We start from the raw sequence: 14,299 nt of genomic DNA on the forward strand, positions 1-14,299 counted from the left end.
GCGGTCGGTAGGGTGGGGCGGTGGAAGCGTTTGGGGTGCTGGCTGAGCGGGTTGTCGAGGCTTTACTGGAGTCGCGGCCGGGGGTTGCCACCGCCGCCGGGGACCACCGGTTCGACGACCGACTGCCGGACCTGTCCGCCGACGGGTTGACCGCCGATCGGGCGATGCTCTCCGACGCGGCCAACGCACTGTCCGAACTGGACCCGGACTCGCTCGACGTCGACGAGCAGGTCGACCACGCGCTGCTCACCTCATTCGTGGACCGGGAGCTGTTCGAGCTGACCGAGATCCGCTCGCACGAGTGGGATCCGCTGCGGCACAACCCCGGCCCGCTGCTGCACCCGCTGCTGGCCCGCCCGTACGCCCCCGCGGACGTGCGGCTGACCCAGCTGGCCGGCCGGCTCGCCGCCGTACCGGACGCCCTCGCCACCGCCCGCGCGACGCTGCGGGACATGCCGCGCATCCACGCGGAGACGGCGGTCGGGCAGTTCACCGGCACTGCCGCGCTGATCCGCGACGAGCTGCCGGCGTTGCTCGCCCAGGCGCCGAGCCACCTCGACCGGGTCGAGCCGGCGGCCACCGCCGCTATCGCCGCGCTGGACGAGTTCGTCGCCTGGCTGCGCACCGGCCTGGCCGCCGATGCCGGCCCCGGCCGTGACCCGCGACTGGGCCGGCGTCGCTGGGAGGCCCGGCTCTGGCACACCCTCGACACCGAGTTGGGCGCCGCCGAGATCCAGCGTCGCGCCTGGGCCAACCTGGACCGGGTCACCGCGGAGATCCGCGAGGCGGCCGTCGAGCTGGTCGGTGGCCCGGCCGACGACGCGACAGTACGTCGGGCGCTGGACCTGCTCGCCGCCGAGCACCCGAACGACGCCACGATCGTCGAGCTGGCCGGGGTGACCCTGGACGAGGCGACCGACTTCGTCCGCGCACACGACCTGGTCACAGTGGTCGACGACCGGTGCGTGATCCAGGAGATGCCGGAGTTCGCCCGGGGGGTCGCGGTGGCGTACTGCGACGCGCCCGGCCCGCTGGAGACCGCCGTCGTGCCGACCTTCTACTGCATCGCGCCCACCCCGTCGGACTGGCCGGCGCAGCGGGTCGAGTCGTTCTACCGCGAATACAACGACCACATGATCCGCAACCTCACGGTGCACGAGGCGATGCCGGGGCACTTCCTCCAGCTCGCCCATGCTCGCCGCTACGTCGGTGGCACGCGGGTCCGCGCGCTGGCCGAGTCCGGCCCGTTCATCGAGGGCTGGGCGGTCTACGCGGAGGAGGTGATGACGGGGCTCGGCTTCGGCGGTCTGCCGGTGCGGTTGCAGCAGCTCAAGATGCAACTGCGGATGACCATCAACGCGCTCCTCGACCAGTTGGTGCACGCCGAGAACCTGCCCGAGGCCGAGGCGATGGCGTTGATGACCGGGCGCGGCTTCCAGGAGGAGGGCGAGGCGGCCGGCAAGTGGCGGCGCGCCCAACTGACCTCGACCCAGCTCTCCACCTACTTCGTCGGGTACAGCGAGATGGCCGAGATCGCCGCCGCCCGCCCGGACGGGGTGTCGGTCCGCGACTGGCACGACGCGATGCTCGCCCACGACTGCCCGCCCCCGCGCCACCTGCGCACCCTGCTCGGTCTCTGAGGGGCGCGGGCGGTCACGAGCCGCCGGGGCGGCGGTCGACGACGGCGGCGCCGGAAGGCGGTTCGAACGCACCCTCGTCGACGGCTGGAGAGTAGTTGCTCAGCGCCAGCTCCATCGGCTTGCCGTCGACCGGCCCGGTGAAGCTGCCGAGCACGCCCTCGGTGGTCACGCAGGCGGTGAAGTCGCCGGACGACGAACTCTCCACCGCGACGCAGGCGGCGTGGTGCCCGGCGACTGTGGTGTCACTCTGCTTGATGACCGCCTGTGGGTCGAGCGCGGCGGCGGTGAGCAGCCCGACCACCACCGGCGGCGTGACGAGGCCCTGCTGGTTGGCCTCGCCGAACAGCGTCACGGTGGGCTTGCTGCCCGGGGTGGGCGGGGTGATCAGCGTGCACTGCGGGCGGGCACCAGTCGTCGTGCACCGGGTGATGGCCTCCGGGGTGACGGTGAGTTGCCCTCCCGGATAGGTGTACGTGGATCGCGCCGGGTCCTGCGCCTGCACGATCGCGGCGCGTTGGCCACCGGGCAACTGGTAGTCGGCCGAGTAGGTCAACTCCAGTGCCCGATCGAGCCGGGCGGCGAGGTCGTTGACGAGTTCCGAGCGGCCCATGGCGACTCCGGCGTCCTCGAATGTCTGACAGCCGGTGACCGTGAGCGACGCGATGACCGACACGGCGAGCATGCGGAGGGTGGTCGAGGCGGCGGGCATGGCGACCAGCCTGGTGGATCTGGTCCGCGCAGCGCAAACCCGTTGCCGGTTGACGCCCGGAAATCCGGGAATGTCCGGCAGTGCGGGGTGCCCCGGGTGCGCGGGCGACGCCGTGCCCGTTCGCGCCGCCCGATACGCTGCGTTCAACACCTGCCTCAGCCGCACCGTCGCGGCCCACCCACGGACCGGATCACAACAACGAGGAGCGACTTAGTGGCAACCATCGAGGGAATCGTCGCCCGGGAGATTCTCGACTCGCGGGGCAACCCGACGGTCGAGGTCGAGGTCGGTCTGGACGACGGCACGGTAGCCCGCGCCGCCGTGCCGTCCGGCGCCTCCACCGGCGCCTTCGAGGCGATCGAGCTGCGCGACGGTGACGCCGACCGCTACCAGGGCAAGGGCGTGGAGAAGGCGGTCTCCAACGTCGAAGACAAGATCGTCGACCAGATCATCGGGTACGAGGCCAGCGAGCAGCGGCTGATCGACCAGAAGATGCTCGACATCGACGGCACGGAGAGCAAGTCGGAGCTGGGCGCGAACGCCATCCTCGGGGTCTCCCTGGCGGTGGCGAAGGCCGCTGCCGGCAGCGCCGAGCTGAGCCTCTTCCGCTACCTGGGCGGCCCGAACGCGCACCTCCTGCCCGTGCCGATGATGAACATCCTCAACGGTGGCGCGCACGCCGACTCGAACGTCGACATCCAGGAGTTCATGATCGCGCCGATCGGCGCGCCCACCTTCCGTGAGGCGCTGCGCTCGGGCGCGGAGGTCTACCACGCGCTGAAGTCGGTCCTGAAGAAGAAGGGCCTCTCCACCGGGCTCGGCGACGAGGGTGGCTTCGCGCCGAACCTGCCGACGAACGCGGCGGCTCTGGACCTGATCGCCGAGGCGGTCGAGAAGGCCGGTTACCGGCTCGGCACCGACATCGTGTTCGCGCTCGACGTGGCGGCCACGGAGTTCTTCGACAACGGCACCTACACGTTCGAGGGTGCCGCGAAGTCCGCCGAGGAGATGAGCACCTACTACACGAAGCTGGCCGACGAGTACCCGATCGTGTCGATCGAGGACCCGCTGGCCGAGGACGACTGGAGCGGCTGGCAGACGCTGACCGCCTCGATCGGCGACCGGGTGCAGATCGTCGGTGACGACCTGTTCGTGACCAACCCGCAGCGCATCGCCCGCGGCATCGCGGAGAAGGCGGCGAACGCGGTTCTCGTCAAGGTCAACCAGATCGGCTCGCTGACCGAGACCCTGGACGCGGTGGACCTGGCCCACCGCGCCGGCTTCAAGTGCATGATGAGCCACCGCTCCGGCGAGACCGAGGACACCACCATCGCCGACCTGGCGGTGGCCACGGGCTGCGGCCAGATCAAGACCGGCGCCCCGGCCCGCTCGGACCGTGTCGCCAAGTACAACCAGCTGCTCCGGATCGAGGAGGAGCTGGCCGACGCGGCGCGCTACGCCGGCGCTGGCGCGTTCCCGCGCTACCGTTCGGCCTGAGACGCACGAAGCCTCGGGGGAGGGGTGTGACGATGCAGCAGCGCCGCACACCGGGTGGTCAGCGTCCCGCCCGCCGGCCGGGTCAGTCCGGTCGGCCGGGCGGCGGGCGCGCCACACGGGGATCGGTCCGGGAGGCCGGCGTACGCGCCGAGCCGCGCGCAGCCGGTCGCGCGCCGGGTGCTGCCCGCGGCGCCGAAGGCGTGCGCTCCGCGAATCGTCCCGCCGCCGCTCGGCGTACCGCCGCCGGTGGTGCCGTCAAGCGGCTCGCCGCACCCAACCCCCGTCGCTTCACCGGTCGGGCCACCGTGCTGTTCGCGGTCCTGATCGCGCTCGCTCTGGCCTACACCTATCCGGTCCGGGTCTACCTGGACCAGCAGGCCGACATCGAGCGGATGGAGGCGGCCCAGGCGGTGCAGGAGCGGGAGATCGCGAAGCTCGCCGCCGAGGCCGCCAACTGGGAAGACCCCGAGTACATCAAGACGCAGGCTCGGGAGCGGTTCTTCATGGGCCGGCCCGGCGAGAAGATGATGGTGGTGCTGCACGACCCGGAGGGCGCCGCCCGAGACGCCGGGAAGTCGGCCGGTTCGGCCCCGCCGGCCGGGCCGGTGACCTGGTACGACACGCTCTGGTCGAGCGTGCGGGCGGCGGACAGCCAGCAGCCGGGCCAGTGATCCACCGACCAGCACACCAGGAGAGATGGGCACCGTGACTGTCGTACCACCGTCGGAGCCGGCGGCGGATTCCGTTCCCCTGCCGCAGCGCGAGCCGGCCACCGAGGCCGACCTGGCCGCGGTGGCCGCGCAGCTCGGCCGGACGCCCCGGGGCACCCGGGCGGTGGCCCACCGGTGCCCGTGTGGCCTTCCCGACGTGGTGGAGACGACCCCCCGCCTCGCCGACGGCACCCCGTTCCCGACGCTCTACTACCTGACCTGCCCCCGGGCCACCGCTGCGTGCAGCCGACTGGAGTCGGCGGGGCTGATGAAGGAGATGGCGGACCGGCTCACGACGGATCCGGAGTTGGCCGCCCACTACCGTGCCGCGCACGAGGACTACCTCACCCGCCGGGAGGCGATCGGCGAGGTGCCGGAGATCGCCGGCATCTCGGCCGGCGGGATGCCGGGCCGGGTGAAGTGCCTGCACGTGCACCTGGGCCACGCGCTGGGCGCCGGCCCCGGGGTGAACCCGTTCGGTGACGAGACGTTGGAACTGGTCGAGCCCTGGTGGTCGGCGGGGCCGTGCGTGGACGTGCCGGCGGCCGAATGAGCACGCAGGCCGCAGATCAGATCACGGTACGGCGGGCCCGCACCGGGGACGTGCGGGGTATCCGACGACTCGTCGACACCTACACCGACGACCGGCGGCTGCTGAGCAAGGCCACCGTCACCCTCTTCGAGGACGTGCAGGAGTTCCGGGTCGCGGTCCGGGCCGAGGACGACGTCGTGGTGGGATGCGGCGCGCTGCACGTCATGTGGGAGGACCTGGCCGAGATCCGCACGGTGGCGGTGGACCCGTCCTGCCGGGGCCGACGCATCGGTCACCGGCTGGTCGGTGAGCTGATCGACGCGGCCCGGGAGTTGGGCGTGGCGCGGATCTTCGTGCTGACCTTCGAGACCCGGTTCTTCGGCTCGTTCGGTTTCCGCGAGATCGACGGCGCTCCGGTGCCGCAGCCGGTCTACGAGCAGCTGCTGCGCTCGTACGACGAGGGTGTCGCGGAGTTCCTGGACCTGGAGCGGGTCAAGCCGAACACGCTGGGCAACACCCGGATGTTGCTGCGCCTGTAGGTCAGGCCTTGCGGGGGTGGGCGGCGAAGAACTCCCACATCAGGTCGGTGGCGGACAGCCCCGCGGAGGATGCGGCGAGTTGGCCCGTTGTGGCTCCCGGCCAACTGTGGCCCATGTCGGCGATCGTGTAGACGCTGACCTCGCTGCCGTCCGCGCAGCCCGCCACCGTGTGCGTCACACCCGGCACCCCGGACGCCTTCGGGCTCGGCCGGCAGCCGAGCCGCTGCTGCCAGGTCCGCATGCCGGTCTGGAAGATCGAGGCGTAGCGGTCCTGGCCGCCGATGAAGGTGATCACGGAGACTGGGCTCTTCGGCACGTAACTGTCGGCGGTGGTCAGATTTCCGCTGTAACCACCGCTGACCACCCCGATCGCGGCGAACCTGCCCGTGCTCTCCACCGCCGCCCGGAAGCTCATGTCGCCGCCGTTCGAGATGCCGGTGAGGAACACCCGGTTCGGGTCTGCGTGCCAGGTCTGCACCAGATGGTCGGTGAGGGCGTTGAGGAAGCCGACGTCGTCCGCGCCGCCGCAGCAGATCAGCGCGTTGAAGCCGCCGCCCTGCCCGTCGGGGTAGGCGACCAGCACGTTGTCAGTGTCGGCTTTGGCGTCCAGGCCCGCCAACTCCCGCATCGAGGATCCGAGGCCGGGATAGAAGTGCAGCGCGATGACCAGCGCGGAGGGCCTGCCCGGGTCGTACCCCGGGGGTGCGTGCAGCAGGTAGGTGCGGTCGAGTCCGTTGTGATGCAGGGTGAGCTGGTGGTCACCGGCCGCCGGTCGTTCGCTCGACGCGGACGGTGCGGCTGGCGGGGCCGACGAGGGTTGCCCCCGCTCACCACAAGCTGCGGCAACGACCATGAGGCAGAGCCCCGTCAACACCGCCACTGTTCGCCGCACGCCGGCCACCCCCCCCCCGTCGACCCCGCAGTCCACACTGGAAGGCGTTCGGCCGCGGATCAACCCTTTCGGTCCTGGGCGAAGGCAGGCAGGCTGTTGCCATGCTTCGCCTCCAGCTCGGGTCGGCCGACCTGTGCCGGGTGCGGTTCGCCGATCGGCTGCATCCGGTCGGGACAGCGTTGCTGGCCGGTCAGTGGCTGCGCGATCCCACGGTCGCGGCGATGGCGCCGACCCTGGCCGAGCGTGCGGCGGCGGCCGAGGGTACGCCTGCCGCCCAGGCTGCCACCGCGGTCCTGCGGCATCTGCTGCCCGACCGGGGACGTCTGCCGGACTTCGTCACTCCCTTCGACGGCTTGGAGTCGGTGGAGGCCGGGCTGGAGGCGATCCGGGCCACCCCGGCGCGGCGGGTCCGCGCCGAGGTCACCCTGGCGTACGCGGACACGTCGGCCAGCCCGCTGCGGCGGCGGTTCGCGGCGGCCGACCCGGAGGTGCTGGACCTGTTCGGCGGGGCCGTGCGGACCTGGTGCGACGCGGTGCTCGAACCGCACTGGGCCGAGTTGGTGTCCGCGTACCGTCAGCAGGTGACGTCTGCCAGCCAGCGGCTGGCGCAGCACGGCCTGGCCAGTCTCTTCGCCGGTCTGCACCCGGGGATCCGGTGGCGGGAGCCGGTGCTGGAGGTACGGACGTGGTGGGACGGCGATCTCCCCGGCACCGGCCACGGGATCATCCTGTTGCCGTCCCCGTTGGCCGGGCCGCGGCCCCGGGTGCTTGTCGAGCAGGGTTACCCGATCCTGCTCGTCTACCCGGTGGTCATGCCGGCGGGCAGGGCTCTCGTCGACGACGATGCCCTCGGTCGGCTGCTCGGCGTCACCCGGGCGCTGGTGCTGCGCCGACTGGCGACCGACGGCGGGTTGACCACCACCGTGTTGTCCCGGGCGGTCGGGATCAGTCTCTCCTCGGCCTCGGAGCACGCCCGCGCGCTGCGGACCGCCGGTCTGGTGACCAGCGAGCGGGAGGGCGGGGCCGTCCGGCATCACCTGACCGCGCTCGGGTTGGGGTTGTTGCGGGGCCGGTCGGGCGACCTGGGCGAGTCGTGGCCCACGCCCGACCAAGCCGCCGGGTGGCCGTCCGTCCTGCCGTAAGGTTGCTGCCGTGACGACGCGTGTGGCGGCCATCGACTGCGGGACCAACTCGATCCGACTGCTGGTCGCCGACCTGCCCGACGCCTCGGCCGGGCCGCAGGCGCCGCTGGTCGACCTGACCCGGCGGATGGAGATCGTCCGGTTGGGCCAGGGCGTGGACCGCACCGGCCGACTGGCGCCGGAGGCGATCGAGCGGACCCGGGTGGCGTTGGCGTCGTACACCGCCGACATCGAGAAGCTGGGTGCGCAGCGGGTGCGGATGTGTGCCACCTCGGCCTCCCGCGATGCCGCCAACGCCGCCGACTTCACCGAGATGGTGCGGGCCACCCTCGGTGTCGCGCCCGAGGTGGTCAGCGGCGACGAGGAGGCCCGGCTGTCGTTCACCGGCGCGGTGCGCGGGCTGCCCGCCGACGCGAAGGAGCCGTTCCTGGTCGTCGACATCGGTGGCGGTTCCACCGAGTTCGTGGTCGGTGACCGGGCCGCCGGGGTGCGATCGGCGATCTCGGTGGACATCGGCTGCGTCCGGATGACCGAGCGGCACCTGCCCGGTGACCCGCCGACGCCCGAGCAGGTCGATGCGGCGCAGGCCGACATCGCGGCGGTGGTGGACCGGGCGCTCGCCGTGGTGCCCGGTCGCGAGGCGGCCACCCTGGTCGGCCTCGCCGGGTCGGTCACCACAGTGGTCGCGCTCGCGCAGGGCCTGCGGGAGTACGACCCGGAGCGCATCCACCACGCCCGGGTGTCGTACGAGGAGGTCGCCCGGGTGACCGCGGAGCTGCTGGGTCAGACCCGTGCGCAGCGGTTGGCGAACCCGGTGATGCACCCAGGCCGCGCCGATGTGATCGGCGCTGGTGCCCTGGTGCTTCGTGTGATCATGGAGCGGGCCGGGATGCCGTCGGTGGTCGCCTCGGAGCACGACATCCTCGACGGCATCGCCTGGAGCCTCCAGCCGACCACGCGGCGCTAGCGATCTTGATCGACTCGTTTTCATTGAAACCGCGCTGTCCGAGCGGCTCGGACAGCGCGACTCCCCGAAAACCGAGTCGATCAGCATCCCGCGCGGCCCGGCCCAGCCAGGCCGTGCTTGCGTCGGTCCGGCACGGTCCGGATCGGTCCGGCACGGCACGGCACGGCACGGTCCGGTCCCGCACGGTCCGGTCCCGCACGGTCCGGTCCCGCACGGTCCGGTCCCGCACGGTCCGGTCCCGCACGGTCCGGTCCCGCACGGTCCGGTCCCGCACGGTCCGGTCCCGCACGGTCCGGTCCCGCACGGTCCGGTCCCGCACGGTCCGGTCCCGCACGGTCCGGTCCCGCACGGTCCGGTCCCGCACGGTCCGGTCCCGCACGGTCCGGTCCCGCACGGTCCGGTCCCGCACGGTCCGGTCCCGCACGGTCCGGTCCCGCACGGTCTGGCTTGGCGCTTGGCGCTTGGCGCCTGGCGCTTCGTGCTTGGCGCTTCAGCCCAAGATTCGAGCAACTTCCCGGATGTTGCTCCCTGTGGGGCGCGGGAGACAGCAACATCCCTGATGTTGCGCCGACTTCTCGTTGCGTGGGCCTCGGCGGGCCCTCCGATCTCACCGCAGGCCAAGATCGCGCTCGATCATGGATGTAGTGGCATCCTCCTACGCGGAGGCCACTACATCCTGGATCGAGCGCGATCTTGCGATGGACACGACGCGGAGACGCGACGCCGAGACACGACGCCGAGACACGACGCCGAGACGCGACGCCGAGACGCGACGCCGAGACGCGACGCGACGCCGAGACGCGACGCCGAGACGCGACGCGACGCCGAGACGCGACGCCGAGACGCGACGCGACGCCGAGACGCGACGCCGAGACGCGACGCCGAGACGCGACGCGACGCGGCTGGCCGGCCCGGCGCGGGCGGTGTGGCGCTCGCGGGGTCAGCGGATGACGCGGCCGCGGAGGATCGTGCGGGACGGGGCGCGGACGACGCGCAGGTCACTGCGGGGGTCTTCGGGGTAGACGGTCAGGTCGGCGAGGCCGCCTTCGACCAGGCCGGCGAAGCCGAGCCACGCGCGGGCGCCCCAGGAGGCGGCGGCGAGTACGTCGACGGGTGCCATGCCGGCCAGTTCGTGCAGCAGCAGCATCTCCTCGGCCGCCAGCCCGTGATCGATGCCGCCACCGGCGTCGGTGCCCACGTAGATGGGCACCCCGGCCTCGTGCGCGGCACGCACCACCTCGGGGAAGCCGTCGCGCAGCGCGAGCATGTGGTCGGCGTACCCGGGGAACTTGCCCCGCGCCTGCTCGGCGATGCCCCCGAAGGTGGCAATGTTGATCATCGTGGGGACCAGGGCGGTGCCCTGGCGGGCCATCTCGTCGATCAGGTCGAGGCTGAGCCCGGTGCCGTGCTCCACCGAGTCCACCCCGGCCCGCACCATGATCTCGACGGCCGATTCGGAGAAGGTGTGCACCGCGGCGCGTACCCCGGCGTCGTGCGCCGCCCGCACGGCGGCGGTGAGGGTGTCCGCGTCCCAGGCCGGCGCCAGGTCACCGACGCCCCGGTCGATCCAGTCGCCGACCAGCTTGACCCAGCCGTTGCCGGCCCGCGCCTGCGCGGCCACAGTGGCGGCCACCTCGGTCGCGTCGACCTCCACGCCGATGTCGCGCAGGTAGCGCTTCGGCGGGGCGACATGCTGCCCCGCGCGGGCCAGTCGCGGCAGGTCCGGCTCATCGTCGAGTTCGGGGTACGGGTACGGCGAGCCGGCGTCCCGGATCGCCAGCACCCCGGCGTCCCGGTCGACGTGGGCCAACTCGCGGGCCTGGTCGAGGGAGGTGATCGGGGCACCACCTCGGGCGATGCCGATGTGGCAGTGCGCGTCGACCAGCCCCGGCAGGACGAAGCCGCCGTCGACGACCGTCTCCGCACCGGGCACCGGGGTGAAGGTCACCCGGTCGCCGACCAGCCAGAGATCCCGTACCTCGTCGTCGGGGAGCAGCACGCCGCGCACATGAAGAGCCATGCGCACAGTCCTACCCGATCACTCCCCGTCGGGGGCGAGCAGGTCGTTCTTTCCGGGTGGTCAGCGCCAGCAGGTCCACGGAGACCTTCCACGGGCGCTCGGTGACGAACAGGTCCGTCACCAACACGCCTCAGCGCGGGCCCTTGTCGCCACCCTTGCCGAGCTTGTTGAAGTCGATCTTCGGGAGCTTGAAGCCGGGCGGCAGGCCCTGACCGCCGGCGAGATCGTTCGGGTCCATCCCCGGCGGGAGCTGCGGCATGCCGCCCGGGAAGCCGGCGGGCATCCCGGTGCCGGCGCCGGTACGCGGACGACCGCCGCCCTTGGTGCCCTTGCGCTTGTTCTTCGGCGACTTGGTCGCCTTGCGGCGGCCGCCACCGGGCAGGCCCATCATGCCGCCCATCTGCTTCATCATCTTCTGTGCGTCGGCGAAGCGGTTGAGCAGCTGGTTGACGTCCATCACGGTGACCCCGGAGCCGTTGGCGATGCGCGCCCGGCGGGAACCGTTGATGATCTTCGGGTTGGTGCGCTCACCCGGGGTCATCGACCGGATGATCGCGGTGACCCGGTCGAAGTGGCTGTCGTCCAGTTCGGAGAGCTGGTCCTTCATCTGCCCCATGCCGGGCATCATGGCCAGCACGTTGGCGATCGGGCCCATCCGCCGCACCGCGATGAGCTGGTCGAGGAAGTCGTCCAGGGTGAACTGCTCACCGCCCATCAGCTTGGCGGTCATCTTCTCCTTCTGATCGGAGTCGAAGGCCTGCTCGGCCTGCTCGATCAGAGTGAGGACGTCGCCCATGCCGAGGATCCGGCTGGCCATCCGGTCGGGGTGGAAGACGTCGAAGTCCTCCAGCTTCTCACCGGTGGAGGCGAACAGGATCGGCTGCCCGGTGACCTCGCGAACCGACAGAGCGGCACCACCACGGGCGTCGCCGTCGAGCTTGGAGAGCACCACACCGGTGATGCCGACGCCGTCGCGGAACGCCTCGGCGGTGCGGACGGCGTCCTGACCGACCATCGCGTCGATGACGAAGATGACCTCGTCCGGTGAGACGGCGTCGCGGATGTCGGCAGCCTGCTGCATCATTTCGGCGTCGATGCCGAGCCGGCCGGCGGTGTCGACGATGACGATGTCGCGAGCGGCGCGCTTCGCGTGCTCGATCGACGCGCGGGCAACCTGCACCGGGTCACCGGTGCCGTTGCCGGGCTCCGGGGCGTACACCTCGACACCGGCCCGGCCACCGAGCACCTGGAGCTGCCCGACGGCGTTGGGACGCTGAAGGTCGGCGGCGACCAGCAGCGGCTGGTGCCCCTGGCCCTTGAGCCAGCGGGCCAGCTTGCCGGCCAGGGTCGTCTTACCGGAACCCTGGAGGCCGGCCAACATGATCACCGTGGGCGGCTGCTTGGCGAACTGGAGCCGTCGCCCCTCGCCGCCGAGCACGTTGATCAGCTCTTCGTTGACGATCTTGATGATCTGCTGGGCCGGGTTGAGCGCCTGGGAGACCTCGGAGCTGCGGGCCCGTTCCTTGACGGCCGCGATGAAGCCCTTGACCACCGGCAGCGCGACGTCCGCCTCCAGCAGCGCGAGGCGGATCTCGCGCGCGGTGGCGTCGATGTCGGCGTCGGTGAGCCGCCCCTTGCCGCGGAGCTTGGTGAAGATCCCGGACAGGCGGTCACTCAAGGTGTCAAACACGCGAACATCCCGTTTGTCAGTGTTCCGGCGGGCACAACGCGGCCGGCACTGCGGAGTCCGGCCACCGCTAGGGTAACCGCCCTGCCGTAGGGCCGCTGTCGCCCGGCCCGGGCCTCACTCCGACACCAACCCCGACTGGTACGCGAACACGACGAGCTGGGCCCGGTCCCGGGCGCCCAGCTTGCCCATCGCCCGGCTGACGTGGGTCCGCGCGGTCGCCGGGCTGACCACCAACTGCGCGGCGATCTCCTCGTTGTTCAGGCCCTCACCGACCAGGCCGACGACCTGACGCTCCCGATCGGTCAGCGCCTCCAGTCGGGGGTGCGGACGAAGCACCCGGGACGGCCGGGTGGCGAACTCCCGCACCACCCGCCGGGTCACCGACGGCGACAGCAGCGCCTCCCCTTCGGCGACGAGCCGGATCGCGCGCAGCAGCTCAGCCGGTCTGGTGTCCTTGGTGAGGAACCCGCTCGCACCGTGCCGCAGCGCGTCGAAGACGTACTCGTCCAGCTCGAAGGTGGTGAGCACCACCACCCGCGTGCCGGTCAGATCGGGGTCGGCGACGATACGGCGGGTCGCCTCGATGCCGTCGATGCCGGGCATCCGGATGTCCATCAGCACCACGTCCGGCCGTTCCCGACGGGCCAACTCGACCGCCCGCAGCCCGTCGGACGCCTCGCCGGCCAGCGCCAGGTCGTCCTCGCTCTCCACCAGCGCGCGCAGTCCGAGCCGGACCAGGTCCTGGTCGTCGGCGATCAGCACCCGGATCACGTCGTCGGCTCCGCGGGCAGCATGGCGTACACCCGGAACCCGCCCTCGGCGCGCGGCCCTGTGGTCAACCGCCCGCCCAGCGCCGCGACCCGCTCGCGCATCCCGGCCAGACCGTGGCCGCCCTCGTCGTCGGCCGGAGCCGTCCCGGCGCGGCCGGTACCCACCCCCCGGTCGGTCACCTCGACGGTCACCTCGTCGGCGCGGTAGTCCACGGTCACCTCCGCGCTCGCCACTCCCGCGTGACGCAGCACGTTGGTCAACGCCTCCTGCACCACCCGGTACGCGGCCAGGTCGACCGCGGCCGGCACCTCCCGGGGGCCCCCGACCACGCGCACCTCGACGGCGAGCCCCGCCCCGGCGAGCCGGTCGCGCAGCGCGGGCAGCCGGGCCAGGCCGGGTACCGGCTCGCGCCCGGCACCCCGCCGCACCGCGCCCAGCGTGACCCGCAGCTCGTCCAACGCCTCGCGGCTGGTCCGGCTGATCGCGGTGAGGGCCACCTCCGCCTGCTCCGGCCGCTTCGGCAGCAGGTGCATGGCGATCTCCGCCTGCATGCTGATCGCGGCCAGCCCGTGCCCCACCACGTCGTGCACCTCCTGCGCGATGCGCAGCCGCTCCTCGTCGGCCTGGCGTCGCGCCTGCTCGGCACGACTTCGGGCCTCTTCGGCACGGGTACGCGCGGTCGCCTCACGGCTCACCCGCACCACCACCCCCACCGCGAACGGTACGACCACCCAGGCCGCCGCGGGCAGCACTCCCGTCCAACCTGGCGCGGGCCCCCGCCCGAAGAAGACGTGCGCCAACAACAGAACGAACGCACCGCCGGTGGCGAGCGCCGCAGGTCGCACCGGGAGCCACACGGCCACGGTGTAGACCGCGACCAGGAACGTGACCAGAATCGGGCCGTACGGGTAGCCGATCAGCAGGTACGTCGAGGTGGCCACGGTGACCACGGCGAGGGTGGCGACCGGAGCACGCCGCCGGATCAGCAGGGCGAGCGCGGCGACGGCGATCAGCACCCGACTGGCAGCGTCCACCGGCCTCGACCCCGGCTGGTTGTCCCCGGCCAGACCGGTGGCGAGCAGGCCGAACCCGAGCAGCACCAGGGCGAGCGCGGTATCCGCCGCCGCCTCCGGCCACCGCCACTGCCCGCCTCGTCGCATGGCGTCATTCTGCCCGCGCAGGTGCCGCCC

Annotated in this window: 13 protein-coding genes; 7 read left to right on the forward strand and 6 right to left on the reverse strand. The window is 72.2% G+C overall.

Annotated elements, in window-relative coordinates; all coding sequences use genetic code 11:
• Nucleotides 1-20 precede the first annotated feature (20 nt).
• Complete coding sequence (locus DLJ58_RS30440; protein WP_124861637.1) at nt 21-1,640, forward strand: DUF885 domain-containing protein; 1,620 nt, start codon at nt 21-23, stop codon at nt 1,638-1,640.
• Nucleotides 1,641-1,653: 13 nt separating this feature from the next.
• Here DLJ58_RS30440 and DLJ58_RS30445 read toward each other — a convergent pair whose 3' ends face one another.
• On the reverse strand, nt 1,654-2,349 hold the full coding sequence (locus DLJ58_RS30445) for a hypothetical protein (protein WP_124861640.1): 696 nt from the start codon (nt 2,347-2,349) through the stop codon (nt 1,654-1,656).
• A gap of 213 nt (nt 2,350-2,562) precedes the next feature.
• Between DLJ58_RS30445 and eno the strand changes: the two genes are divergently transcribed.
• Genes eno through DLJ58_RS30465 form a run of 4 tightly spaced genes read left to right on the forward strand, consistent with a single transcriptional unit; the run spans nt 2,563 to nt 5,627 of the window.
• Nucleotides 2,563-3,846 carry a phosphopyruvate hydratase gene (eno, locus tag DLJ58_RS30450; RefSeq protein WP_091394269.1) on the forward strand — a complete coding sequence of 428 codons (1,284 nt, stop codon included), beginning with the start codon at nt 2,563-2,565 and terminating at the stop codon, nt 3,844-3,846.
• 32 nt (nt 3,847-3,878) lie between these two features.
• On the forward strand, nt 3,879-4,517 hold the full coding sequence (locus tag DLJ58_RS30455; RefSeq protein WP_124861643.1) for an FtsB family cell division protein: 639 nt from the start codon (nt 3,879-3,881) through the stop codon (nt 4,515-4,517).
• Between the two features lie 34 nt (nt 4,518-4,551).
• Nucleotides 4,552-5,109, forward strand: a complete 558-nt coding sequence (locus tag DLJ58_RS30460; protein WP_124861646.1) for a DUF501 domain-containing protein — start codon at nt 4,552-4,554, stop codon at nt 5,107-5,109.
• Nucleotides 5,106-5,627: an amino-acid N-acetyltransferase gene (locus tag DLJ58_RS30465; RefSeq protein WP_124861649.1), complete on the forward strand. Its 522-nt coding sequence runs from the start codon at nt 5,106-5,108 to the stop codon at nt 5,625-5,627. Before DLJ58_RS30460 ends, DLJ58_RS30465 begins: the two co-directional genes overlap by 4 nt.
• 1 nt (nt 5,628) lies before the next feature.
• Here DLJ58_RS30465 and DLJ58_RS30470 read toward each other — a convergent pair whose 3' ends face one another.
• The gene (locus DLJ58_RS30470; protein ID WP_244219198.1) at nt 5,629-6,519 is read right to left on the reverse strand and encodes a CE1 family esterase; all 891 of its coding nucleotides are present in this window, start codon (nt 6,517-6,519) and stop codon (nt 5,629-5,631) included.
• A gap of 101 nt (nt 6,520-6,620) precedes the next feature.
• Here DLJ58_RS30470 and DLJ58_RS30475 point away from each other — a divergent pair, with 101 nt between their 5' ends.
• Both DLJ58_RS30475 and DLJ58_RS30480 read left to right on the forward strand, forming a co-directional pair.
• The gene (locus DLJ58_RS30475; RefSeq protein WP_124861652.1) at nt 6,621-7,661 is read left to right on the forward strand and encodes an ArsR/SmtB family transcription factor; all 1,041 of its coding nucleotides are present in this window, start codon (nt 6,621-6,623) and stop codon (nt 7,659-7,661) included.
• Between the two features lie 22 nt (nt 7,662-7,683).
• A complete protein-coding gene (locus tag DLJ58_RS30480; RefSeq protein ID WP_124861672.1) occupies nt 7,684-8,628 on the forward strand; it encodes a Ppx/GppA phosphatase family protein in 945 nt (314 codons plus the stop codon).
• 940 nt (nt 8,629-9,568) lie between these two features.
• On the opposite strand, the gene DLJ58_RS30490 is transcribed toward DLJ58_RS30480, so the two are convergent.
• The 4 genes from DLJ58_RS30490 to DLJ58_RS30510 form a co-directional block, all read right to left on the reverse strand.
• On the reverse strand, nt 9,569-10,648 hold the full coding sequence (locus DLJ58_RS30490) for an amidohydrolase family protein (protein WP_124861657.1): 1,080 nt from the start codon (nt 10,646-10,648) through the stop codon (nt 9,569-9,571).
• 130 nt (nt 10,649-10,778) lie between these two features.
• Nucleotides 10,779-12,338: a signal recognition particle protein gene (gene ffh / locus DLJ58_RS30500; protein WP_124861660.1), complete on the reverse strand. Its 1,560-nt coding sequence runs from the start codon at nt 12,336-12,338 to the stop codon at nt 10,779-10,781.
• A gap of 114 nt (nt 12,339-12,452) precedes the next feature.
• The gene (locus DLJ58_RS30505; RefSeq protein ID WP_124861663.1) at nt 12,453-13,109 is read right to left on the reverse strand and encodes a response regulator transcription factor; all 657 of its coding nucleotides are present in this window, start codon (nt 13,107-13,109) and stop codon (nt 12,453-12,455) included.
• Nucleotides 13,106-14,269, reverse strand: a complete 1,164-nt coding sequence (locus DLJ58_RS30510) for a sensor histidine kinase (protein WP_124861666.1) — start codon at nt 14,267-14,269, stop codon at nt 13,106-13,108. The genes DLJ58_RS30505 and DLJ58_RS30510 overlap by 4 nt, the downstream gene beginning before the upstream one ends.
• Between the last annotated feature and the right edge of the window lie 30 nt (nt 14,270-14,299).

The sequence above is a fragment of the Micromonospora arida genome (assembly GCF_003857035.1).
Classification (GTDB): Bacteria; Actinomycetota; Actinomycetes; order Mycobacteriales; family Micromonosporaceae; genus Micromonospora; species Micromonospora arida.

Coding starts and splice junctions, on each gene's coding strand:
- DLJ58_RS30490 (WP_124861657.1), bottom strand. CDS start 10,648: ATGGCTCTTCATGTGCGCGGCGTGCTGCTCCCCGACGACGAGGTACGG.
- DLJ58_RS30465 (WP_124861649.1), top strand. CDS start 5,106: ATGAGCACGCAGGCCGCAGATCAGATCACGGTACGGCGGGCCCGCACC.
- DLJ58_RS30510 (WP_124861666.1), bottom strand. CDS start 14,269: ATGCGACGAGGCGGGCAGTGGCGGTGGCCGGAGGCGGCGGCGGATACC.
- DLJ58_RS30445 (WP_124861640.1), bottom strand. CDS start 2,349: ATGCCCGCCGCCTCGACCACCCTCCGCATGCTCGCCGTGTCGGTCATC.
- DLJ58_RS30475 (WP_124861652.1), top strand. CDS start 6,621: ATGCTTCGCCTCCAGCTCGGGTCGGCCGACCTGTGCCGGGTGCGGTTC.
- DLJ58_RS30455 (WP_124861643.1), top strand. CDS start 3,879: ATGCAGCAGCGCCGCACACCGGGTGGTCAGCGTCCCGCCCGCCGGCCG.